The 15,843-nt window shown below is 41.9% G+C and carries 11 protein-coding genes; 7 read left to right on the top strand and 4 right to left on the bottom strand.

The annotated features are described in order from the left end of the window. Positions 1 to 56: 56 nt before the first annotated feature. Complete coding sequence (locus ABLC00_RS07365; RefSeq protein ID WP_000120687.1) at positions 57 to 674, bottom strand: TetR/AcrR family transcriptional regulator; 618 nt, start codon at positions 672 to 674, stop codon at positions 57 to 59. A gap of 144 nt (positions 675 to 818) precedes the next feature. Between ABLC00_RS07365 and ABLC00_RS07360 the strand changes: the two genes are divergently transcribed. From ABLC00_RS07360 to ABLC00_RS07340, 5 genes are read left to right on the top strand one after another with little or no spacing between them, the layout of a single operon-like run. Continuing rightward, entirely contained in the window at positions 819 to 1,991 is a 1,173-nt protein-coding gene (locus ABLC00_RS07360) for an isovaleryl-CoA dehydrogenase (RefSeq protein WP_001053639.1), read from the top strand. Between the two features lie 24 nt (positions 1,992 to 2,015). Beyond that, positions 2,016 to 3,617 carry a carboxyl transferase domain-containing protein gene (locus ABLC00_RS07355; protein ID WP_033846805.1) on the top strand — a complete coding sequence of 534 codons (1,602 nt, stop codon included), beginning with the start codon at positions 2,016 to 2,018 and terminating at the stop codon, positions 3,615 to 3,617. Positions 3,618 to 3,626: 9 nt separating this feature from the next. Continuing rightward, positions 3,627 to 4,430, top strand: a complete 804-nt coding sequence (locus ABLC00_RS07350) for an enoyl-CoA hydratase/isomerase family protein (RefSeq protein WP_033846806.1) — start codon at positions 3,627 to 3,629, stop codon at positions 4,428 to 4,430. Positions 4,431 to 4,441: 11 nt separating this feature from the next. Next, on the top strand, positions 4,442 to 6,433 hold the full coding sequence (locus tag ABLC00_RS07345) for an acetyl/propionyl/methylcrotonyl-CoA carboxylase subunit alpha (RefSeq protein WP_033846807.1): 1,992 nt from the start codon (positions 4,442 to 4,444) through the stop codon (positions 6,431 to 6,433). Continuing rightward, positions 6,430 to 7,332, top strand: coding sequence for a hydroxymethylglutaryl-CoA lyase (locus tag ABLC00_RS07340; RefSeq protein ID WP_033846808.1), 903 nt, complete (start codon positions 6,430 to 6,432; stop codon positions 7,330 to 7,332). Before ABLC00_RS07345 ends, ABLC00_RS07340 begins: the two co-directional genes overlap by 4 nt. Positions 7,333 to 7,583: 251 nt before the next feature. Here the strand turns inward: ABLC00_RS07340 and ABLC00_RS07335 are convergent, their stop codons facing one another. Continuing rightward, positions 7,584 to 8,525: a LysR family transcriptional regulator gene (locus tag ABLC00_RS07335; RefSeq protein ID WP_032011831.1), complete on the bottom strand. Its 942-nt coding sequence runs from the start codon at positions 8,523 to 8,525 to the stop codon at positions 7,584 to 7,586. Between the two features lie 204 nt (positions 8,526 to 8,729). Between ABLC00_RS07335 and ABLC00_RS07330 the strand changes: the two genes are divergently transcribed. Continuing rightward, positions 8,730 to 12,212 (top strand): indolepyruvate ferredoxin oxidoreductase family protein, encoded by a 3,483-nt coding sequence (locus ABLC00_RS07330; protein WP_348941087.1) that lies wholly within the window; start codon positions 8,730 to 8,732, stop codon positions 12,210 to 12,212. Between the two features lie 61 nt (positions 12,213 to 12,273). On the opposite strand, the gene ABLC00_RS07325 is transcribed toward ABLC00_RS07330, so the two are convergent. Beyond that, positions 12,274 to 13,077 carry a thioesterase family protein gene (locus ABLC00_RS07325; protein WP_032028460.1) on the bottom strand — a complete coding sequence of 268 codons (804 nt, stop codon included), beginning with the start codon at positions 13,075 to 13,077 and terminating at the stop codon, positions 12,274 to 12,276. Positions 13,078 to 13,273: 196 nt separating this feature from the next. Further along, a complete protein-coding gene (locus ABLC00_RS07320; RefSeq protein WP_033846810.1) occupies positions 13,274 to 15,076 on the bottom strand; it encodes an acyl-CoA dehydrogenase C-terminal domain-containing protein in 1,803 nt (600 codons plus the stop codon). A gap of 305 nt (positions 15,077 to 15,381) precedes the next feature. On the opposite strand from ABLC00_RS07320, the gene ABLC00_RS07315 reads away from it, so the two are divergent. Then, complete coding sequence (locus ABLC00_RS07315) at positions 15,382 to 15,831, top strand: PaaI family thioesterase (RefSeq protein ID WP_080775655.1); 450 nt, start codon at positions 15,382 to 15,384, stop codon at positions 15,829 to 15,831. Positions 15,832 to 15,843 lie beyond the last annotated feature (12 nt).

Below are 15,843 nucleotides of genomic sequence, written 5' to 3'. Positions count from 1 at the left end.
TACTGCAACTACTTTTCCAAACTACTTATTTTGTGTTGTTTTATCCTTTATATGCCCTATTTCTTTTGCACAGCATCCACACAAAAGTCCGCAATCTGTTTTGAAAAATAGTCTTTGTGCGCATGATCAAACTTTGTATTTTGAGCTGGGTCTAGAGGTTCAACCACCACATAGGTCATAGCACCGACTACACAAAGTGCTGCTGTGTTTAAATCATCCAAGACAAACTCACCACTTGCATTTCCATCCGCAAGTATTTTTTTAATACTTTGTTTAATCAATTGCTTCACACGAAAACGCTCATGTTCAACCGTTGAATCGACGGGTTCAAACATGAGTGAATACGCAAGCTGAGGACTATTTAGTGCCCGTTTTACAAAAGTTGCCACCGCCTTGTGTAATTTCTGCTTTGCCGATAAGTCACTTTCGGTAATCGAATCGATGACCAATAGCTCTGTATTAATGGCATCAGACAAAACTTCTATTAGCACTTGGCTTTTATTATCGAAGTAGCGATAAACCAGTCCACTAGATACACCTGCTTGCTCTGCAATTGTTTGTATTTGTGCGTCCTTAAATCCTCCTTCTGAAATTATTTTTCTAGCTGAATTCAAAATCGATTTACGATTTTGCTCCATCCGCTCTTGCATTAAAGATGATCGTTTATAGCTCATAATTTATTCTCTAACAAATAAAATGAATTGTAAATCATTTTATGAATCTGTATTCACTTTTTCAAAAAATCATTGTATGGTAATTATCAAATACCCACAAAATATTTTATGGACAACAAATATAACCAATAGGATGAAAATATCATGAACCTACGCAGCTTGAATTTCGGTCTAGATGAAACTTTAATTGCGCTTCAAGATTCGGTAGCCGCATTTTGTGCAAAGGAAATTGCACCAATTGCCCAACAAGTTGATCAAGACAACAAATTCCCTGCACATCTCTGGAAAAAATTCGGAGATATGGGCCTTTTAGGCATGACAGTTTCTGAAGAATATGGCGGTGCCAATATGGGTTATTTAGCTCATATTATTGCCATGCAAGAAATTTCTCGTGCTTCGGCAGCCATTGGTCTTTCTTATGGTGCTCATTCTAATTTATGTGTAAACCAAATTAACCGTAACGGTAACGAACAGCAGAAACAAAAGTATTTACCAAAATTGATTTCCGGTGAATATGTGGGTGCACTTGCCATGTCTGAGCCGAATGCAGGTTCTGATGTCGTCAGCATGAAATTACGCGCCGAGCAAAAAGGTGATCACTTTGTTTTAAACGGTTCAAAAATGTGGATTACCAACGGCGGTGATGCGGATGTACTGGTCGTTTATGCTAAAACCGACCCACAAGCGGGCCCTAAAGGCATGACCGCATTCTTGATTGAAAAAGGCATGAAAGGCTTTAGTCACGGCAACCACTTAGACAAACTCGGTATGCGCGGCTCTAATACTTACCCACTGTTCTTTGACAATGTAGAAGTTCCTGCTGAAAACGTACTCGGTGGTGTGGGTAACGGGGTTAAAGTACTCATGAGTGGTTTGGACTATGAACGAGCAGTTTTAAGTGCCGGACCTTTAGGCATTATGGATGCTTGCTTAGATGTCGTTATTCCCTACTTGCATCAGCGTGAACAGTTTGGTCAGGCTTTAGGTGAATTCCAGCTTATGCAAGGCAAACTTGCCGATATGTATTCAACATGGTTGGCATGTAAAGCTCTCGTTTATGCTGTTGGTGCTGCCTGTGACAAAGCAGATCATGACCGCAGCCTACGTAAAGATGCCGCAAGTGCTATTTTATATGCTGCTGAAAAAGCAACTTGGATGGCGGGTGAAGCCATTCAGACTTTAGGTGGCAACGGCTATATCAATGAATTCCCGGCTGGCCGTTTATGGCGCGATGCAAAACTTTATGAAATTGGCGCGGGAACTTCTGAAATTCGCCGCATGCTGATTGGCCGCGAACTTTTCAATGAAACCAAATAATAATTATAAATAAGGACGCATCTTATGAACCAATTACAAAGCAAGATTAATGTTCGAAGCGAAGACTTCAAAACAAACCAGCAAGCCATGCAAACATTGGTCACAGATCTCAAACAAGTTGCCCAGCGTATTGCTTTAGGCGGTGGTGAAAATGCCCGTCAAAAACATTTGGCTCGAGGTAAACTTTTACCTCGTGAACGTATTGATCAACTGATTGATGTCGGCACGGCATTTTTAGAAATTGGTCAACTGGCAGCGTACAACGTTTATGAAGATGATGTTCCTGCTGCGGGTGTGATTGCAGGTATTGGTCAAGTCAACGGCGTAACTTGCATGATCGTTGCCAACGATGCAACGGTTAAAGGTGGAACGTATTATCCACTTACAGTTAAAAAGCATTTACGCGCACAAGAAATTGCTGAACAAAATCACTTGCCTTGTATTTATTTGGTAGATTCTGGCGGTGCTTATTTACCAATGCAAGATGAGGTTTTCCCAGACCGCGATCACTTTGGACGTATTTTCTATAATCAGGCACGTATGTCGAGCCTAGGTATTGCTCAAATTGCCGTGGTGATGGGGAGCTGTACCGCTGGTGGTGCGTATGTGCCTGCCATGTCTGATGAAACCATTATTGTCCGTAATCAAGGTACGATTTTCTTAGGCGGCCCTCCTCTGGTAAAAGCTGCAACAGGCGAAGTGGTAAGCAGTGAAGATTTAGGCGGCGGCGATGTACACACACGTCTTTCAGGTGTAGCTGACCACTTAGCTGAAAATGATGAACATGCCATTGCGATTGCACGAAACATTGTTGCTAACTTAAATAAAAAGCCAAATGAGTTAAACAAGCAAATTGATGAGCCGCTGTTTGATGCATCGGAACTCTATGGCGTGGTGCCAAGTGATGCGCGTAAGCCTTTCGATGTGCGTGAAGTCATTGCACGTATTGTAGACGGCTCGCGTTTTGATGAATTCAAAGCACGCTTTGGTTCAACCCTCATTACTGGTTTTGCTTCACTCTATGGTATGCCAGTCGGCATTATTGCCAATAACGGGATTTTATTTTCTGAGTCTGCACAAAAAGGTGCGCACTTTATTGAGCTATGTACACAGCGCAATATTCCATTGTTATTCCTACAAAACATTACGGGCTTTATGGTTGGTCGCCAGTATGAAAATGAAGGGATTGCAAAAAACGGCGCTAAATTGGTGATGGCAGTTGCCACTGCAAATGTACCTAAACTAACCCTGATTATTGGTGGTTCATTTGGTGCAGGTAACTACGGTATGTGTGGCCGTGCTTATTCACCACGCTTTTTATGGACATGGCCGAACTCTCGTATTTCAGTGATGGGCGGCGAACAAGCAGCGAGCGTACTTTCGACTTTAAAACGAGATCAGATTGAGCAAAAAGGTGCCCAGTGGTCAGCGCAAGAAGAAGACGAATTTAAACAACCTATTCGTGAACAATACGAGCGCCAAGGCCATCCATACTATGCTTCTGCCCGCCTTTGGGATGACGGTGTAATCGACCCAGCTCAAACCCGTCATGTACTTGGTTTAAGTTTGGCTGCGGCCATGAACGCTCCAATCCAGCCAACCAAATTTGGCGTGTTCCGCATGTAAGAGGTGTATATGAGCTATCAATTTTTACAACTCGAACAACAAGGTCAGGTTGCCTATGTTTGGCTGAATCGCCCTGAATTGCACAATGCATTTAATACAACAGTCATTGAAGAATTGCATGCCTGCTTTAAGCAAATCAATACACGTGATGATATACGTGTTGTGGTTTTAGCAGGTCGCGGTAAAAGCTTTTCAGCAGGTGCTGACCTCAACTGGATGAAACAGGCAGGTCAGGCATCTTCAGCTGAAAATGAAGCAGATGCATTAAAACTTGCGCAAATGCTTGATGCACTCGCAACACTTAAGCAACCGACTATTGCTCGTGTGGATGGCATTGCCTTTGGCGGAGGTATGGGCTTAGCGTCGGCATGTGATATTTGCATTGCCAGCACGGATGCCAAGTTTGCAACCTCTGAAGTTCGTTTAGGTCTTGCTCCATCTACCATTAGTCCTTATGTGATTCGTGCGATTGGTGCAAGACAAGCTTCTCGCTACTTCTTAACTGCCGAGCGGATTTCAGCACGTGAAGCCAAACAAATTGGTTTGGCACACGAAGTAGCAGATGCCGAAGACCTAGATAAAAAAGTTCAAGAAATTATTGATGCTCTATTACTCGGTGGCCCGCACGCTCAAGCAGCCTCCAAACAACTCATTCAAATGGTGAGCAACCAGACCATGAGCAATGACTTGCTCCAACAGACAGCACATCATATTGCTCAAGTTCGTCAAGGCAGTGAGGCAAAAGAAGGTCTGAGTGCCTTTTTAAATAAACAGCAGCCTGCTTGGGTTTCTAACTCGAATAACAACAATTAAGGACGATCATCATGTTTGAAAAGATTTTAATTGCGAACCGTGGCGAGATCGCCTGCCGCGTAATTCGTACAGCTAAAAAATTAGGTATTAGAACGGTTGCCGTTTACTCAGATGCAGATGCAAATGCACAACACGTCAAACTTGCAGATGAAGCGGTTTATATTGGTCAGTCCCCTGCCACGCAAAGCTATTTACAGGTTGATCGAATTATTCAAGCTGCCATTGATACAGGTAGCCAAGCGGTTCACCCAGGTTACGGCTTCCTTTCTGAAAATGACCAGTTTGCACTCGCTTGCCAACAACACAACATTTGCTTTATTGGCCCGCCAGTAGATGCCATTTTAGCGATGGGCTTAAAAGCGACTTCTAAAGCTTTAATGGAAAAAGCAGGCGTTCCTTTAACACCGGGCTATCACGGAACCAACCAAGATGCCGACTTTTTAAAACAACAAGCAGACCGAATTGGCTATCCTGTTTTAATTAAAGCCAGTGCTGGCGGCGGTGGTAAAGGCATGAGTCTGGTTGAACGCAGTGAAGATTTTCTGCATGCCTTAGCCTCTTGTAAACGTGAAGCCAAATCGAGCTTTGGTAATGATGATGTCTTGATTGAGCGTTATGTGATTCAACCGCGCCACATTGAAGTGCAAGTGTTTGGCGATACACATGGCAACTACGTACATTTGTTTGAACGTGATTGTTCGGTACAACGCCGTCACCAAAAAGTGCTAGAAGAAGCCCCTGCTCCACAAATGCCAAGCGAAAAGCTCGATGCAATGCGCCAAGCTGCAATTGATGCTGCACGCGCCGTAAATTATGTTGGTGCAGGTACGGTCGAGTTTATTGTAGAACAAGACGGTACGGCGTATTTCATGGAAATGAATACCCGTCTGCAAGTCGAACATCCTGTTACTGAAATGATTACAGGTGAAGACTTGGTCGAATGGCAACTTCGTGTGGCTTATGGCGAACCTTTACCTAAACTACAAAACGAATTGCAGATTCACGGACATGCGCTCGAAGCACGTATCTACGCTGAAGAACCTGAAAAAGGCTTTTTACCTGCAATCGGTAAAATTGACTATCTGCACTACCCAACGCAAAACCAATATGTGCGTGTAGATAGCGGTATTGTTGAAGGCGATGAAATCACGACCTATTATGACCCGATGATTGCCAAACTGATTGTATGGGGTAAAAACCGTGAAGCTGCGCTTATTCAAATGCAAAATGCTTTAAGCCAATTCCATGTCGATGGCTTAGGTAACAACATTGCCTTTCTTGAAAAGATTGTACGTAGCGAATCGTTTAAACAAGCTAAGCTTGATACCAACCTGATTCAACGTGAACAAAACTTCTTGTTTAGCCCTGAAGAGATCAAACCGGAACTGGTAGTGGCAGCGGCATTTATTGAGTTTCTAAGCAAACTTAATAACAACAGCTCAAGCCAAAAACAGCTTTGGCAAGCTCAACCTCTATGGCGTTTAAATATTGCTTATCAGCACAGCATTAAACTGAATTATTTAAATCAAAATATCCAAATCAAATTTGCCTCAAATGAAGATGGCTTCACCGCAGAATATAACGGCCAAAGCTACCCGATTTCAGGTCAATTGCTTGATGCACATACGGCCTCTATTCAAATTGGTGGGACTCAGCAAAAGCTGCCTTTTAACCAAAGTCAGCAAGGTATTACCTTGTTCCAAAATGGTCAAAGCTATAAGTTTGCTTATATTCGCCAAGACTTTAATCAGGCAGATAGCCAAGCCGATGAAGGTCACTTAAAAGCCCCAATGCCAGGTGTGGTCACTCAAGTGCTAGTCAGTGCAAATCATAGCGTGAAGAAAGACGATATTTTAATGACGCTTGAAGCCATGAAAATGGAATACACCATCCGCGCCCCTAAAGATGGCGTGATTGTAGCTTCCTATTTCCAAGTCGGTGATCAGGTCAAAGCTGGCGATGAGCTTGTGGAATTTCAACCTGCACAGGAGGAAGTTGCATGAGTGAGTTTGTCAAAATCGTGGAGGTCGGACCCAGAGACGGCCTCCAAAACGAAAAGCAGGCTTTAACTGTCGAACAACGCTTAAATTTCATTAATGACCTAATCAGTGCGGGCTTAAAATCGATTGAAGTCGGTTCATGCGTTTCGGCAAAATGGGTGCCGCAAATGGCTCAAAGTGATGAGCTATTTAAGTTATTACCCCAAACAGCCGATGTGCAATTTAGCCTGCTCACCCCCAATATCAAAGGTTTTGAAACTGCTCAAGCGGTCGGATGCAAAGAGGTTGCCGTGTTTACCGCAGCTTCGGAAAGCTTTACCCGCAAAAATATCAACTGTTCAATCGAAGAAAGCTTTGAGAAATTTAGCGATGTCATGAGCGCGGCAAAAGCCCATAACATCCGTGTGCGAGGTTATGTCTCTTGTATAGTCGATTGCCCTTATGAAGGCGCAATTGCCCCTGAGCAAGTCGTAAAAGTGGTTAAACGACTCTATGACATGGGCTGCTATGAAGTGTCTTTAGGTGAAACCATTGGCACCGCAACACCAGATCGCGTTCAAAAGGTATGGCAAGCCTGCCTTGCTGAACTCGATAGCAAGGTTTTAGCTGGGCATTTCCACAACACCTATGGCATGGCAATTGCCAATATTTATCAGTCTTTACAGCAAGGCATTCGTGTTTTTGACTCGTCTCTTGCAGGACTTGGGGGTTGCCCTTATGCCAAAGGCGCCTCAGGTAATGTATCGACCGAAGATTTGTTTTATTTACTATCCCACATGGGTTTTGAAACTGGCATTGACTTAGATAAACTGATGCAAGCCAGCCAAAATATTAGCAACGTATTAAACCGAAAAAGCTTGTCGAATTATGCAAATGCTTACTGGCAAACCAAGTGTGCCTAGTCATCAATTAAAGTAGCTCAGCATCTGGTATAAAGCTGAATATTAGGTGAAATACCAGATTATCCTATCTCATCTTTATCTCATTCTGTTCAGGAATTGGGACTCAATCCCCCATGCAATTTTTTTAAAATCTGTTATTTATCTTTGTATTAAATGCCTCTTTCAAAAGAAGCATTTTCTACCCTATTTTTATTCTAATCCGTATTATTCTTCATCCTTTTTCAATTGTAATCCTTAAAAAATTTATCTCATTATTTATAAAAATAAGATGCATCCATTTCAATTCTTGGAGAAATATATTCTTCTACCCAATCTAACCATGCACGTGTTTTGGCATCAATAAAATGGCGTGAAGGCAATAAGGTATAAACCCCGATATCAGGTGAACGCCACTCTGGCAAGATATGACATAATCTTCCATTCTGAACTGCATCTAAAGCCGAAAACATCGGCAATAATGCGATGCCCATATCCTGCTGCACCACATCTAATAATAACTCAGGGTTATCTGCAATGAGTTGCCCACCAATGTCGATTTGGTAAGACTCACCGCTTGTATTTAATAAGTGCCAATCTGGTGTAATAGACGGATTTACCAAGCGTAAACAGGCATGATTTTTTAAGTCTTCGGGGGACTCAGGTATCCCATGTTTTTCTAGGTAAGCAGGTGATGCACATAAAACAGAAAAAATAGTGCCAATTCTGCGTGCGACAAACCGTGAGTCTGTTAATGATTCAGTCAGATAAAGACTAACATCGACCCCTTTTGCCAACAGGTCCGGAACGTATTGAGAAGTCGTATATTCCACGGTTAATTCGGGGTAATGTTTACAAAACTCAGCCATCACTGGAAAAACATAATGATGCCCAAAGCTTCCCATACTTAACACGCGTAAACGGCCTTTGGGTTTAGAAGCTGTTCCTGTTACTTCTGACTCCGCTTCATCCACCATTGAAATGACTTGGCGACAGCGCTCTGCATAAGTCGCACCAATATCAGTGAGGGCCTGCTGGCGTGTTGAGCGTTGTATTAATTTTGTACCTAAGCGTGTTTCTAGCTCGCTGATAAGACGTGAAACCTGTGCTGTGGTCAGATCCATCTGCTCAGCTGCTGCTGTGAAACTCCCGCTATCAATCACTTTCAGGAACGCATGCATAGCATGCAATAGTCCACCATCGAGATTTTTGCGCATAACGTAAATATGTTTTCCTAAATTACGGATTGTTGCACCAGTTTAGTTCAACCACAATGACTAAATGTACATACATTGGCACCAATTCTTTTTAAGAAGAGGAACCGATCTTTTTTTATTTCGTATGTCACTTGCTCCAAATATTCAACTGGATGTTGAAAAAAGAAAGTAGTCCGAGCTACTAAAAATTCTAAGGAGATATAAATGAATATAGCTACAAAAGTCACTCCAAATATTATTGCAACAAAGGATGTGTCACTTGAAGATAAATATGTAAGTGATAACGGTACAGCATTTATGACCGGCATTCAGGCACTTGTTCGGTTGCCTCTTGCCCAAACTCGCCGTGACGCGATCAATGGTTATCATACTGCTGGTTTTATTTCTGGTTATCGTGGCTCCCCTATTGGTAACTATGATAATTTCCTTTGGCAAGTTGAAGGATTACTTAAATCCCATAATGTTGTATTTCAACCTGGTGTAAACGAAGACTTGGCTGCTACCGCAATTTGGGGTACCCAACAAGTTAACCTTTCAGGTCAAGGCAAATATGATGGAGTGTCTTCATGGTGGTATGGTAAAGGCCCGGGTGTTGACCGTTCAGGCGATGTACTCCGCCATGCTAACTTAGCTGGTACCTCTGAACGTGGTGGTGTCGTTGCTTTATTTGGTGATGACCACTCTTGTAAATCTTCTACAATTCCCCACCAGTCTGAACATGTCATGATTGGTTGCGGTATTCCAATTTTCTACCCAACATCCGTTCAACAAATTTTAGACTTTGGTGTTCATGCCATTGCTGTTTCACGTTTTTCTGGTCTGTGGACTTCAATGAAGCTGGTCAGTGAAATTGTAGAAACTTCAGCTTCTGTTCATGTCGATTTAGATCGTGTCACTCCTGTTATACCAAAAGATGTCAATTTCCCAGAGGGTGGCGTTAATATTCGTTGGCCAGATCATGGCATTCAACAAGAAGAACGTCTTTATAAATATCGCTTACCTGCTGTTTTGGCTTATGCCCGTGCGAATAAAATCAATACCGTAACATGGCCTTGTGAAAATGCCCGTATTGGTATTGCTGCAAGTGGTAAAGGTTATTTAGATACCATTGAAGCCCTACGTATTTTAGGTATTGAGGATGAAACAGCCCAACAGCTTGGGTTACGTGTTTATCAAGTTGGGCTGATTTGGCCTCTAGAACCACAAGGTCTACGTGAATTTGCCGAAGGTTTAGAAGAGCTAATTGTTGTTGAAGAAAAACGTCCAATTCTTGAGACACAAATTAAAGATGAGCTTTATTCACTTCCTGATGACAAACGTCCTCGCGTTATTGGTAAAGCGATTGATGGCAAAGGTGAATGGAGTACCTCTATTGAAGAAGCACCACTCATTGGTCACTATGAGTATCAGCCTGAACCGATTGCAAAAATGCTGGCTGCTCGCTTCTTAAAACTAGATATTCCAGAAAGCTTAAAAGTACAAATTCAAAGCAGAATCGACTTACTGCTAAAAGCAGAGCAAGAATCAAAACGTGTGATTGACCTTGCTGAACGTAAACCGTATTTCTGTAGTGGTTGCCCACATAACTCATCAACAGTCGTCCCTGAAGGTAGCCGTGCACTTGGTGGTATCGGTTGTCACTATATTGCCGTTTCACTTGACCGTGGTACCGAAACGTTCTCTCAAATGGGCGGTGAAGGTGTAAGTTGGGTGGGTGCATCACCATTTACCAATGAAAAACACATTTTTGCTAACCTTGGTGATGGAACTTATTTCCACTCAGGTTATTTAGCAATTCGTCAATCTATTGCTGCAAAAACAAATATCACCTACAAAATCCTCTACAACGATGCAGTCGCTATGACAGGTGGTCAGCATGTAGATGGTCATTTGAGTGTTGCACAATTAACTCGCCAGCTCGCTGCCGAAGGTATTAAAAAACAAGTAATTGTCACTGATGAAGTTAAATTATTAAATGAAGAAGACGGTATTGCAGCAGGTGTAGAAATTCGCCACCGTAATGAGCTTGATGCAGTTCAACGTGAGCTACGTGAAGTTTCAGGTGTAACCGCTTTAATTTATGTACAAACCTGTGCCAGTGAAAAACGCCGTCGCCGTAAACGTGATGCCTACCCTGACCCAGCTGAGCGTTTATACATTAACAGTGATATTTGCGAAGGTTGTGGCGACTGTTCGAAAAAATCAAACTGTTTATCAATTGAACCTGTAGAAACAGCATTAGGTACTAAACGTCAAATTAACCAAAGTAGCTGTAATAAGGACTTCACTTGTGCCGAAGGGTTCTGCCCAAGCTTTGTGACTGTTCATACACGTGACATGAAACGTCCTGCTAAATTTGAAGGTATTGGTGCAGGCTGGCCAACATCACCCGTTATTCCTCAGTTATATGACGTTCCAAGTCGTATTATGGTCGGCGGTATTGGTGGTACGGGTGTTGTGACTATCGGTGCATTGCTTGGTATGGCAGCTCACCTAGAAGGTAAAGCAACACGTGTTATGGATATGGCAGGTCTTGCGCAAAAAGGTGGTACTGTTTATTCATACGTACAACTTGCAGCAAGTGATGAGCAAATTTCTTCTACCAAAATTCCGGCGGGTCAATGTGAATTACTCATCGGTGCAGATGCCGTAGTCGCTGGTGGTAGCGCTGCTCTATCTCGTTTAAAAGATGATGCTTTAGTTATTGTGAATGAAGACAGTACCCCTACTTCTGAGTTTATTAAATCTCGTGACTGGTATGCGCCTATTACCGATTTAATTGACCGTCTTCGTGGTCGTGTTCGTCAAGGTCAACTGGTTTCTCTGCCAGCGGCTCGCATCGCAACTCAGCTCTTAGGTGATTCAATTTATACCAACCAGTTATTGCTCGGTATGGCATGGCAATCTGGTCGCATTCCGCTATTACGTGAAAGTATTGAAAAAGCAATTCGCCTAAATGGTACGGCTGTTGAAAAGAACCTTGAAGCTTTCCGTGTAGGCTGTCATCTTGCAAGTGACCCGACTTTAGCTGCGCGTTTACTTGCAGCAATGCCAAAAACCAAAACTCCGCAAACTTTAGCTGAACTTGTTGAAGACCGTTCTGCTCGTCTAACAGACTACTGGAATGAAGCTTATGCAGCTAAATACCGCACTCTTGTAGAATTGGCAGCTAAAAAGTTACCAGAAGAGTTAACAGGTACGATTGCAACTCAGCTTTACAGAGTTATGGCTTATAAAGATGAATATGAAGTTGCACGTCTACTAACAGGTAAAAGCTTCAAAGAATCAATTGAAACCCAATTCGGTAAAGGCTTACGTTTAACCTATCATCTTGCTCCACCAGCGTTACTTGGTGGTCTGAAAAATGTCCGTATACGTGCGTTTGGTTACTGGATGCGCTTCCCGATGATGATGCTCGCTCGCTTACAATGGCTTCGTGAAACTTTCCTTGACCCATTTGCGCGTCAAGAAGAACGTCAACACGAACAAGCTTGGCGTGACCGTTACATCGCATTTGTTGAAGCACTTGTTGAGGCACCAGACAATCATAACTTGGCAGTTGCTGAACAAATTGCAAAATTACCGGCAGAAGTCCGTGGTTATGGGCATATCAAAATGAAAGCAATGGACGCTGCAAAACAACGTTGGGATGAGCTTACGCCAACATTGCTAAAAGTACGTAACTAACAATTAAATCTCAATAAAAAAAGTCATCCTTGGGGATGACTTTTTTTATTGGCTCAAAAATTTATTTAGTCATTTTACGTAAAGTCAAAATCTGCTCGCTCCGTCCAAATGGACCATACACATCATGTAAAACTGCACTGGTTAAACCAATGCCATCCGAACCATATTGCTGGACGGTTTCCAGGCCTAACCATTTCCCTTGCGGATAACGGTGCATGTGAATTTGTAAATCAAGATTTGGAAAGCCCCAAGTAAATTCTCCTTCTTGTCTTGGGACAATGCCGTTTGCGGTATCTACCATGCCAATTAAATGCGCAAAATCTGTGGTCGGCTGCCCTTCAACTATTTCTTTATCATTGTTTAGCCAAACAATGCCTTTGCCCGCGCGATGCTGATCATCAGTTTTAGTGACTAATGTCTGGATAAAACCACCCGGCCATCTTTTCATGCCTGTCCATTCGGCAAAAGTATCGGGATGATGAATTGGTTGATCTTCAAGCCCAGCAATATCGGAACTGTCTTGAGTGCACATGCGCCATGCTCTAGCCACAATACAAGTTTTACCTTGTGCTTGTAGTTCCGCTTCAATCAATTCAATCGTTTTACCGGCACGAATGACATGTGTTTTAATCGTAAATTCACCAAATGCAATCAATCCAAAAATATCAAAACTAATTCGACCAATTCGCATATCTTGTCGTGGTGAAAACTGTTCTAACTCTACTGCGATCACGCCACTTGCAGGCGCCATATGCTGTTCATGAGGGTTCCATGCCCCTTGTGCATGAACAGTTGAGCAATAATGAGCAATCACTTCACCTTGAGGACCAATTGTTCTATTCAGTAATTGATAATAAGCATTCATGATTTTCTTTCCTTAGTCCTTGTCCAACATCAATATTTGATGAAAATTCACGTTTTAATGCTTATGTTAACCCTCTATTTATTTGACTCAACTGGTTTTTCCTACCAAAAACTGATGAGTCTAAATTTACAAATTTAATCACTAGGTAAAATTTCGCATGTCAATTTCACCCAGTGATTCTAAAAATTACTAGTTGCTAAAATGCAAAAGCATCTTGATCGAGCTCCATCACAGCATCAGCTCCAGACTCAATAGAAGCAGCATGGCTCTGTGTACGATGTAAAAGTTTTTGATAGAAAAACTTAGCTGTCGTTAATTTTGCTTTATAAAAAGCTTGCTCTTGTGTACCCGATTCTAATTTTTCATGGGCAACTTGTGCCATTCGAGCCCACAAATACGCGAATACGACGTAACTAGAAAAATAAAGATAATCCACTGAAGCTGCCCCTATTTCTTCAGGATTGTGCTTGGCTTTCTCTGCAATCGATTTGGTCAGTGACAGCCATTGCTGCTTAAGCTCAGCTAATTTTTCTAAATAAGGTTTTAACACTTCATTAGATTGGTGCTGACTAATAAACTGATCAATTAAATCGGTCATATTTTTTAAAAGTTTGCCTTCCGACTTGAGGACTTTACGTGCCAGCAGATCTAAAGACTGAATCTCGGTTGTACCTTCATACAATGTCGAGATACGTGCATCACGTACAATTTGCTCCATGCCATGTTCAACAATAAAGCCGTGGCCACCAAATACTTGAACGCCATGCTTTGCAGACTCATTACCCGACTCTGTTAAAAAGGCCTTAGCAATCGGCGTTAAAAAAGCCAGCAATTCATCGGAGTGTTTTTGCTGTTCCTGATCGTTTGAGCTTTCGACAATATCGACATGCTGAGCTAGAAAGTAAGCCAGTGCGCGGCCACCTTCAGAAAACGCTTTTTGTGTCATTAACATCGAACGTACAGCGGGATGTACAATAATTGGGTCGGCATTTTTCTCAGGATATTTAGAACCAGATAACGAACGCATAGCGAGACGCTCTTTAGCATAACTTAATGCGCCTTGAAATGAGATTTCAGAAGCAGCAAGCCCTTGTACGGCTGTTCCAATACGTGCGGTATTCATAAAGGTAAACATACAATTGAGCCCGCGATTTTCAGGACCAATTAAATAACCTTTGGCACCATCAAAATTCAGTACACAGGTCGCATTTCCATGAATCCCCATTTTATGTTCAATCGCACTACAAACGACTTTATTACGGTCCAGCACCTGACCATCATCACTCACATTAAATTTAGGCACAATAAATAAAGAAATACCTTTAGTCCCTGCAGGTGCTTGAGGCAAACGGGCTAAAACAATATGAATAATATTTTCAGAAAGATCATGTTCTCCTGCTGAAATAAAAATCTTTTCGCCTGTAATCGAGTAACTACCTTCCGAATTTGGTTCTGCTTTAGTTCTAATTAATCCAAGGTCTGAACCTGCATGTGATTCGGTTAAACACATGGTTCCGGTCCAAACACCGCTAATGAGTTTAGTCAAAAACTTCTGTTTTTGTTGCTCGGTCCCATGGTGCTCAATTGTTCTCATTGCGCCATGAGACAACCCCGGATACATTGCCCACGCCCAATTGGAACCACATAACATTTCAGAAATCGCAATCCGTAGCAATGTCGGCAAGCCCTGCCCACCATATTCCGGATCGGCGGTTAATGAAGTAAACCCAAGCTCGGCATATTTTTGGTAGGCTTCTTTAAAACCTTTAGGGGTTGTCACCACACCTTGATTTAAATGGCATCCTTCCTGATCGCCATTTTGGTTAATCGGTGCCAATTCATTTTCACAAAAATCTGCTGCTGCCTCTAAGTATTGATCAATTAATTCTCGATTTACGCTTTCCTGATATTTGCTTAAACCTTGATAGTTCTGTTCTGTTTGAAGCATTTCATGCAGTACAAATTGCATATCGCGTAATGGAGCTTTGTATAAAGGCATAGTTTTTTTCCTTTCACCTCTCTGCCTATGTTATGGGCAGATATCGTTTTTCCTTAAAATGGACTTTTATTGTTTCAATCTCATCAAAATACCAAAAAATTTCTTATAGCAAAATATATTTTCACTAATTTAATAAAATTATCCTGGCTCAGCTATAGAGGCATAATATAAACACATGTTTTTAAATAATAATGTAATATAAAAAGTAGTTAGGCTCGTTTAACTAGAATAAATTTATATTTTGTATTGCAAAATTTTATTCCGTAAAAATTCAATTTATAGTATGGTGATTAGACTGCTTAATCATGCAAGGACGATTTATGGAAAGCCCGAAATACACAGGTCTTGAGTTTTTAACCGCTTTAAAAAATGGTGAAGTTTCACCATCACCTATGGCTCACACTATACCGATGGAGCTCGTTGAAGTTTCCGAAGGTAAAGCAACTTATAAAGTTACTCCCCGCAAAGAACATAGAAATATACAAGGCGGTGTACACGGCGGCTTTTGTGCCACAGCTTTAGATACGGCAACAGGCAGCGCAGCTCATACCCTACTTGAACATGGTGTTGGTTATAGAACTATTGATTTAAATGTAAAAATGATTCGTCCTATGCAAGTTGATACGTCCTACTATGCGACAGCCGAGTTGATTAATGCGGGCCGTAATATTATTAGTACCCAAGGTAAAATCGTAGATGAAAACGGCAAGGTGTATGCTTTTGCTTCGGCAACCTTAATGATTATTCGCAAATAATAAAATTTTAAA

It is taken from the genome of Acinetobacter nosocomialis, assembly GCF_041021905.1.
Lineage (GTDB): Bacteria > Pseudomonadota > Gammaproteobacteria > Pseudomonadales > Moraxellaceae > Acinetobacter > Acinetobacter nosocomialis.
Note: the sequence above shows the minus strand (reverse complement) of the source record. Positions and strands in the feature narration are given on the sequence as shown.

What these genes read in the sequence shown, in the direction of transcription:
- ABLC00_RS07360 (WP_001053639.1), top strand. Translation starts at nt 819, where the DNA reads ATGAACCTACGCAGCTTGAATTTCGGTCTAGATGAAACTTTAATTGCG.
- ABLC00_RS07315 (WP_080775655.1), top strand. Translation starts at nt 15,382, where the DNA reads ATGCAAGGACGATTTATGGAAAGCCCGAAATACACAGGTCTTGAGTTT.
- ABLC00_RS07365 (WP_000120687.1), bottom strand. Translation starts at nt 674, where the DNA reads ATGAGCTATAAACGATCATCTTTAATGCAAGAGCGGATGGAGCAAAAT.
- ABLC00_RS07330 (WP_348941087.1), top strand. Translation starts at nt 8,730, where the DNA reads ATGAATATAGCTACAAAAGTCACTCCAAATATTATTGCAACAAAGGAT.
- ABLC00_RS07320 (WP_033846810.1), bottom strand. Translation starts at nt 15,076, where the DNA reads ATGCCTTTATACAAAGCTCCATTACGCGATATGCAATTTGTACTGCAT.
- ABLC00_RS07350 (WP_033846806.1), top strand. Translation starts at nt 3,627, where the DNA reads ATGAGCTATCAATTTTTACAACTCGAACAACAAGGTCAGGTTGCCTAT.
- ABLC00_RS07345 (WP_033846807.1), top strand. Translation starts at nt 4,442, where the DNA reads ATGTTTGAAAAGATTTTAATTGCGAACCGTGGCGAGATCGCCTGCCGC.
- ABLC00_RS07325 (WP_032028460.1), bottom strand. Translation starts at nt 13,077, where the DNA reads ATGAATGCTTATTATCAATTACTGAATAGAACAATTGGTCCTCAAGGT.
- ABLC00_RS07340 (WP_033846808.1), top strand. Translation starts at nt 6,430, where the DNA reads ATGAGTGAGTTTGTCAAAATCGTGGAGGTCGGACCCAGAGACGGCCTC.
- ABLC00_RS07335 (WP_032011831.1), bottom strand. Translation starts at nt 8,525, where the DNA reads ATGCGCAAAAATCTCGATGGTGGACTATTGCATGCTATGCATGCGTTC.
- ABLC00_RS07355 (WP_033846805.1), top strand. Translation starts at nt 2,016, where the DNA reads ATGAACCAATTACAAAGCAAGATTAATGTTCGAAGCGAAGACTTCAAA.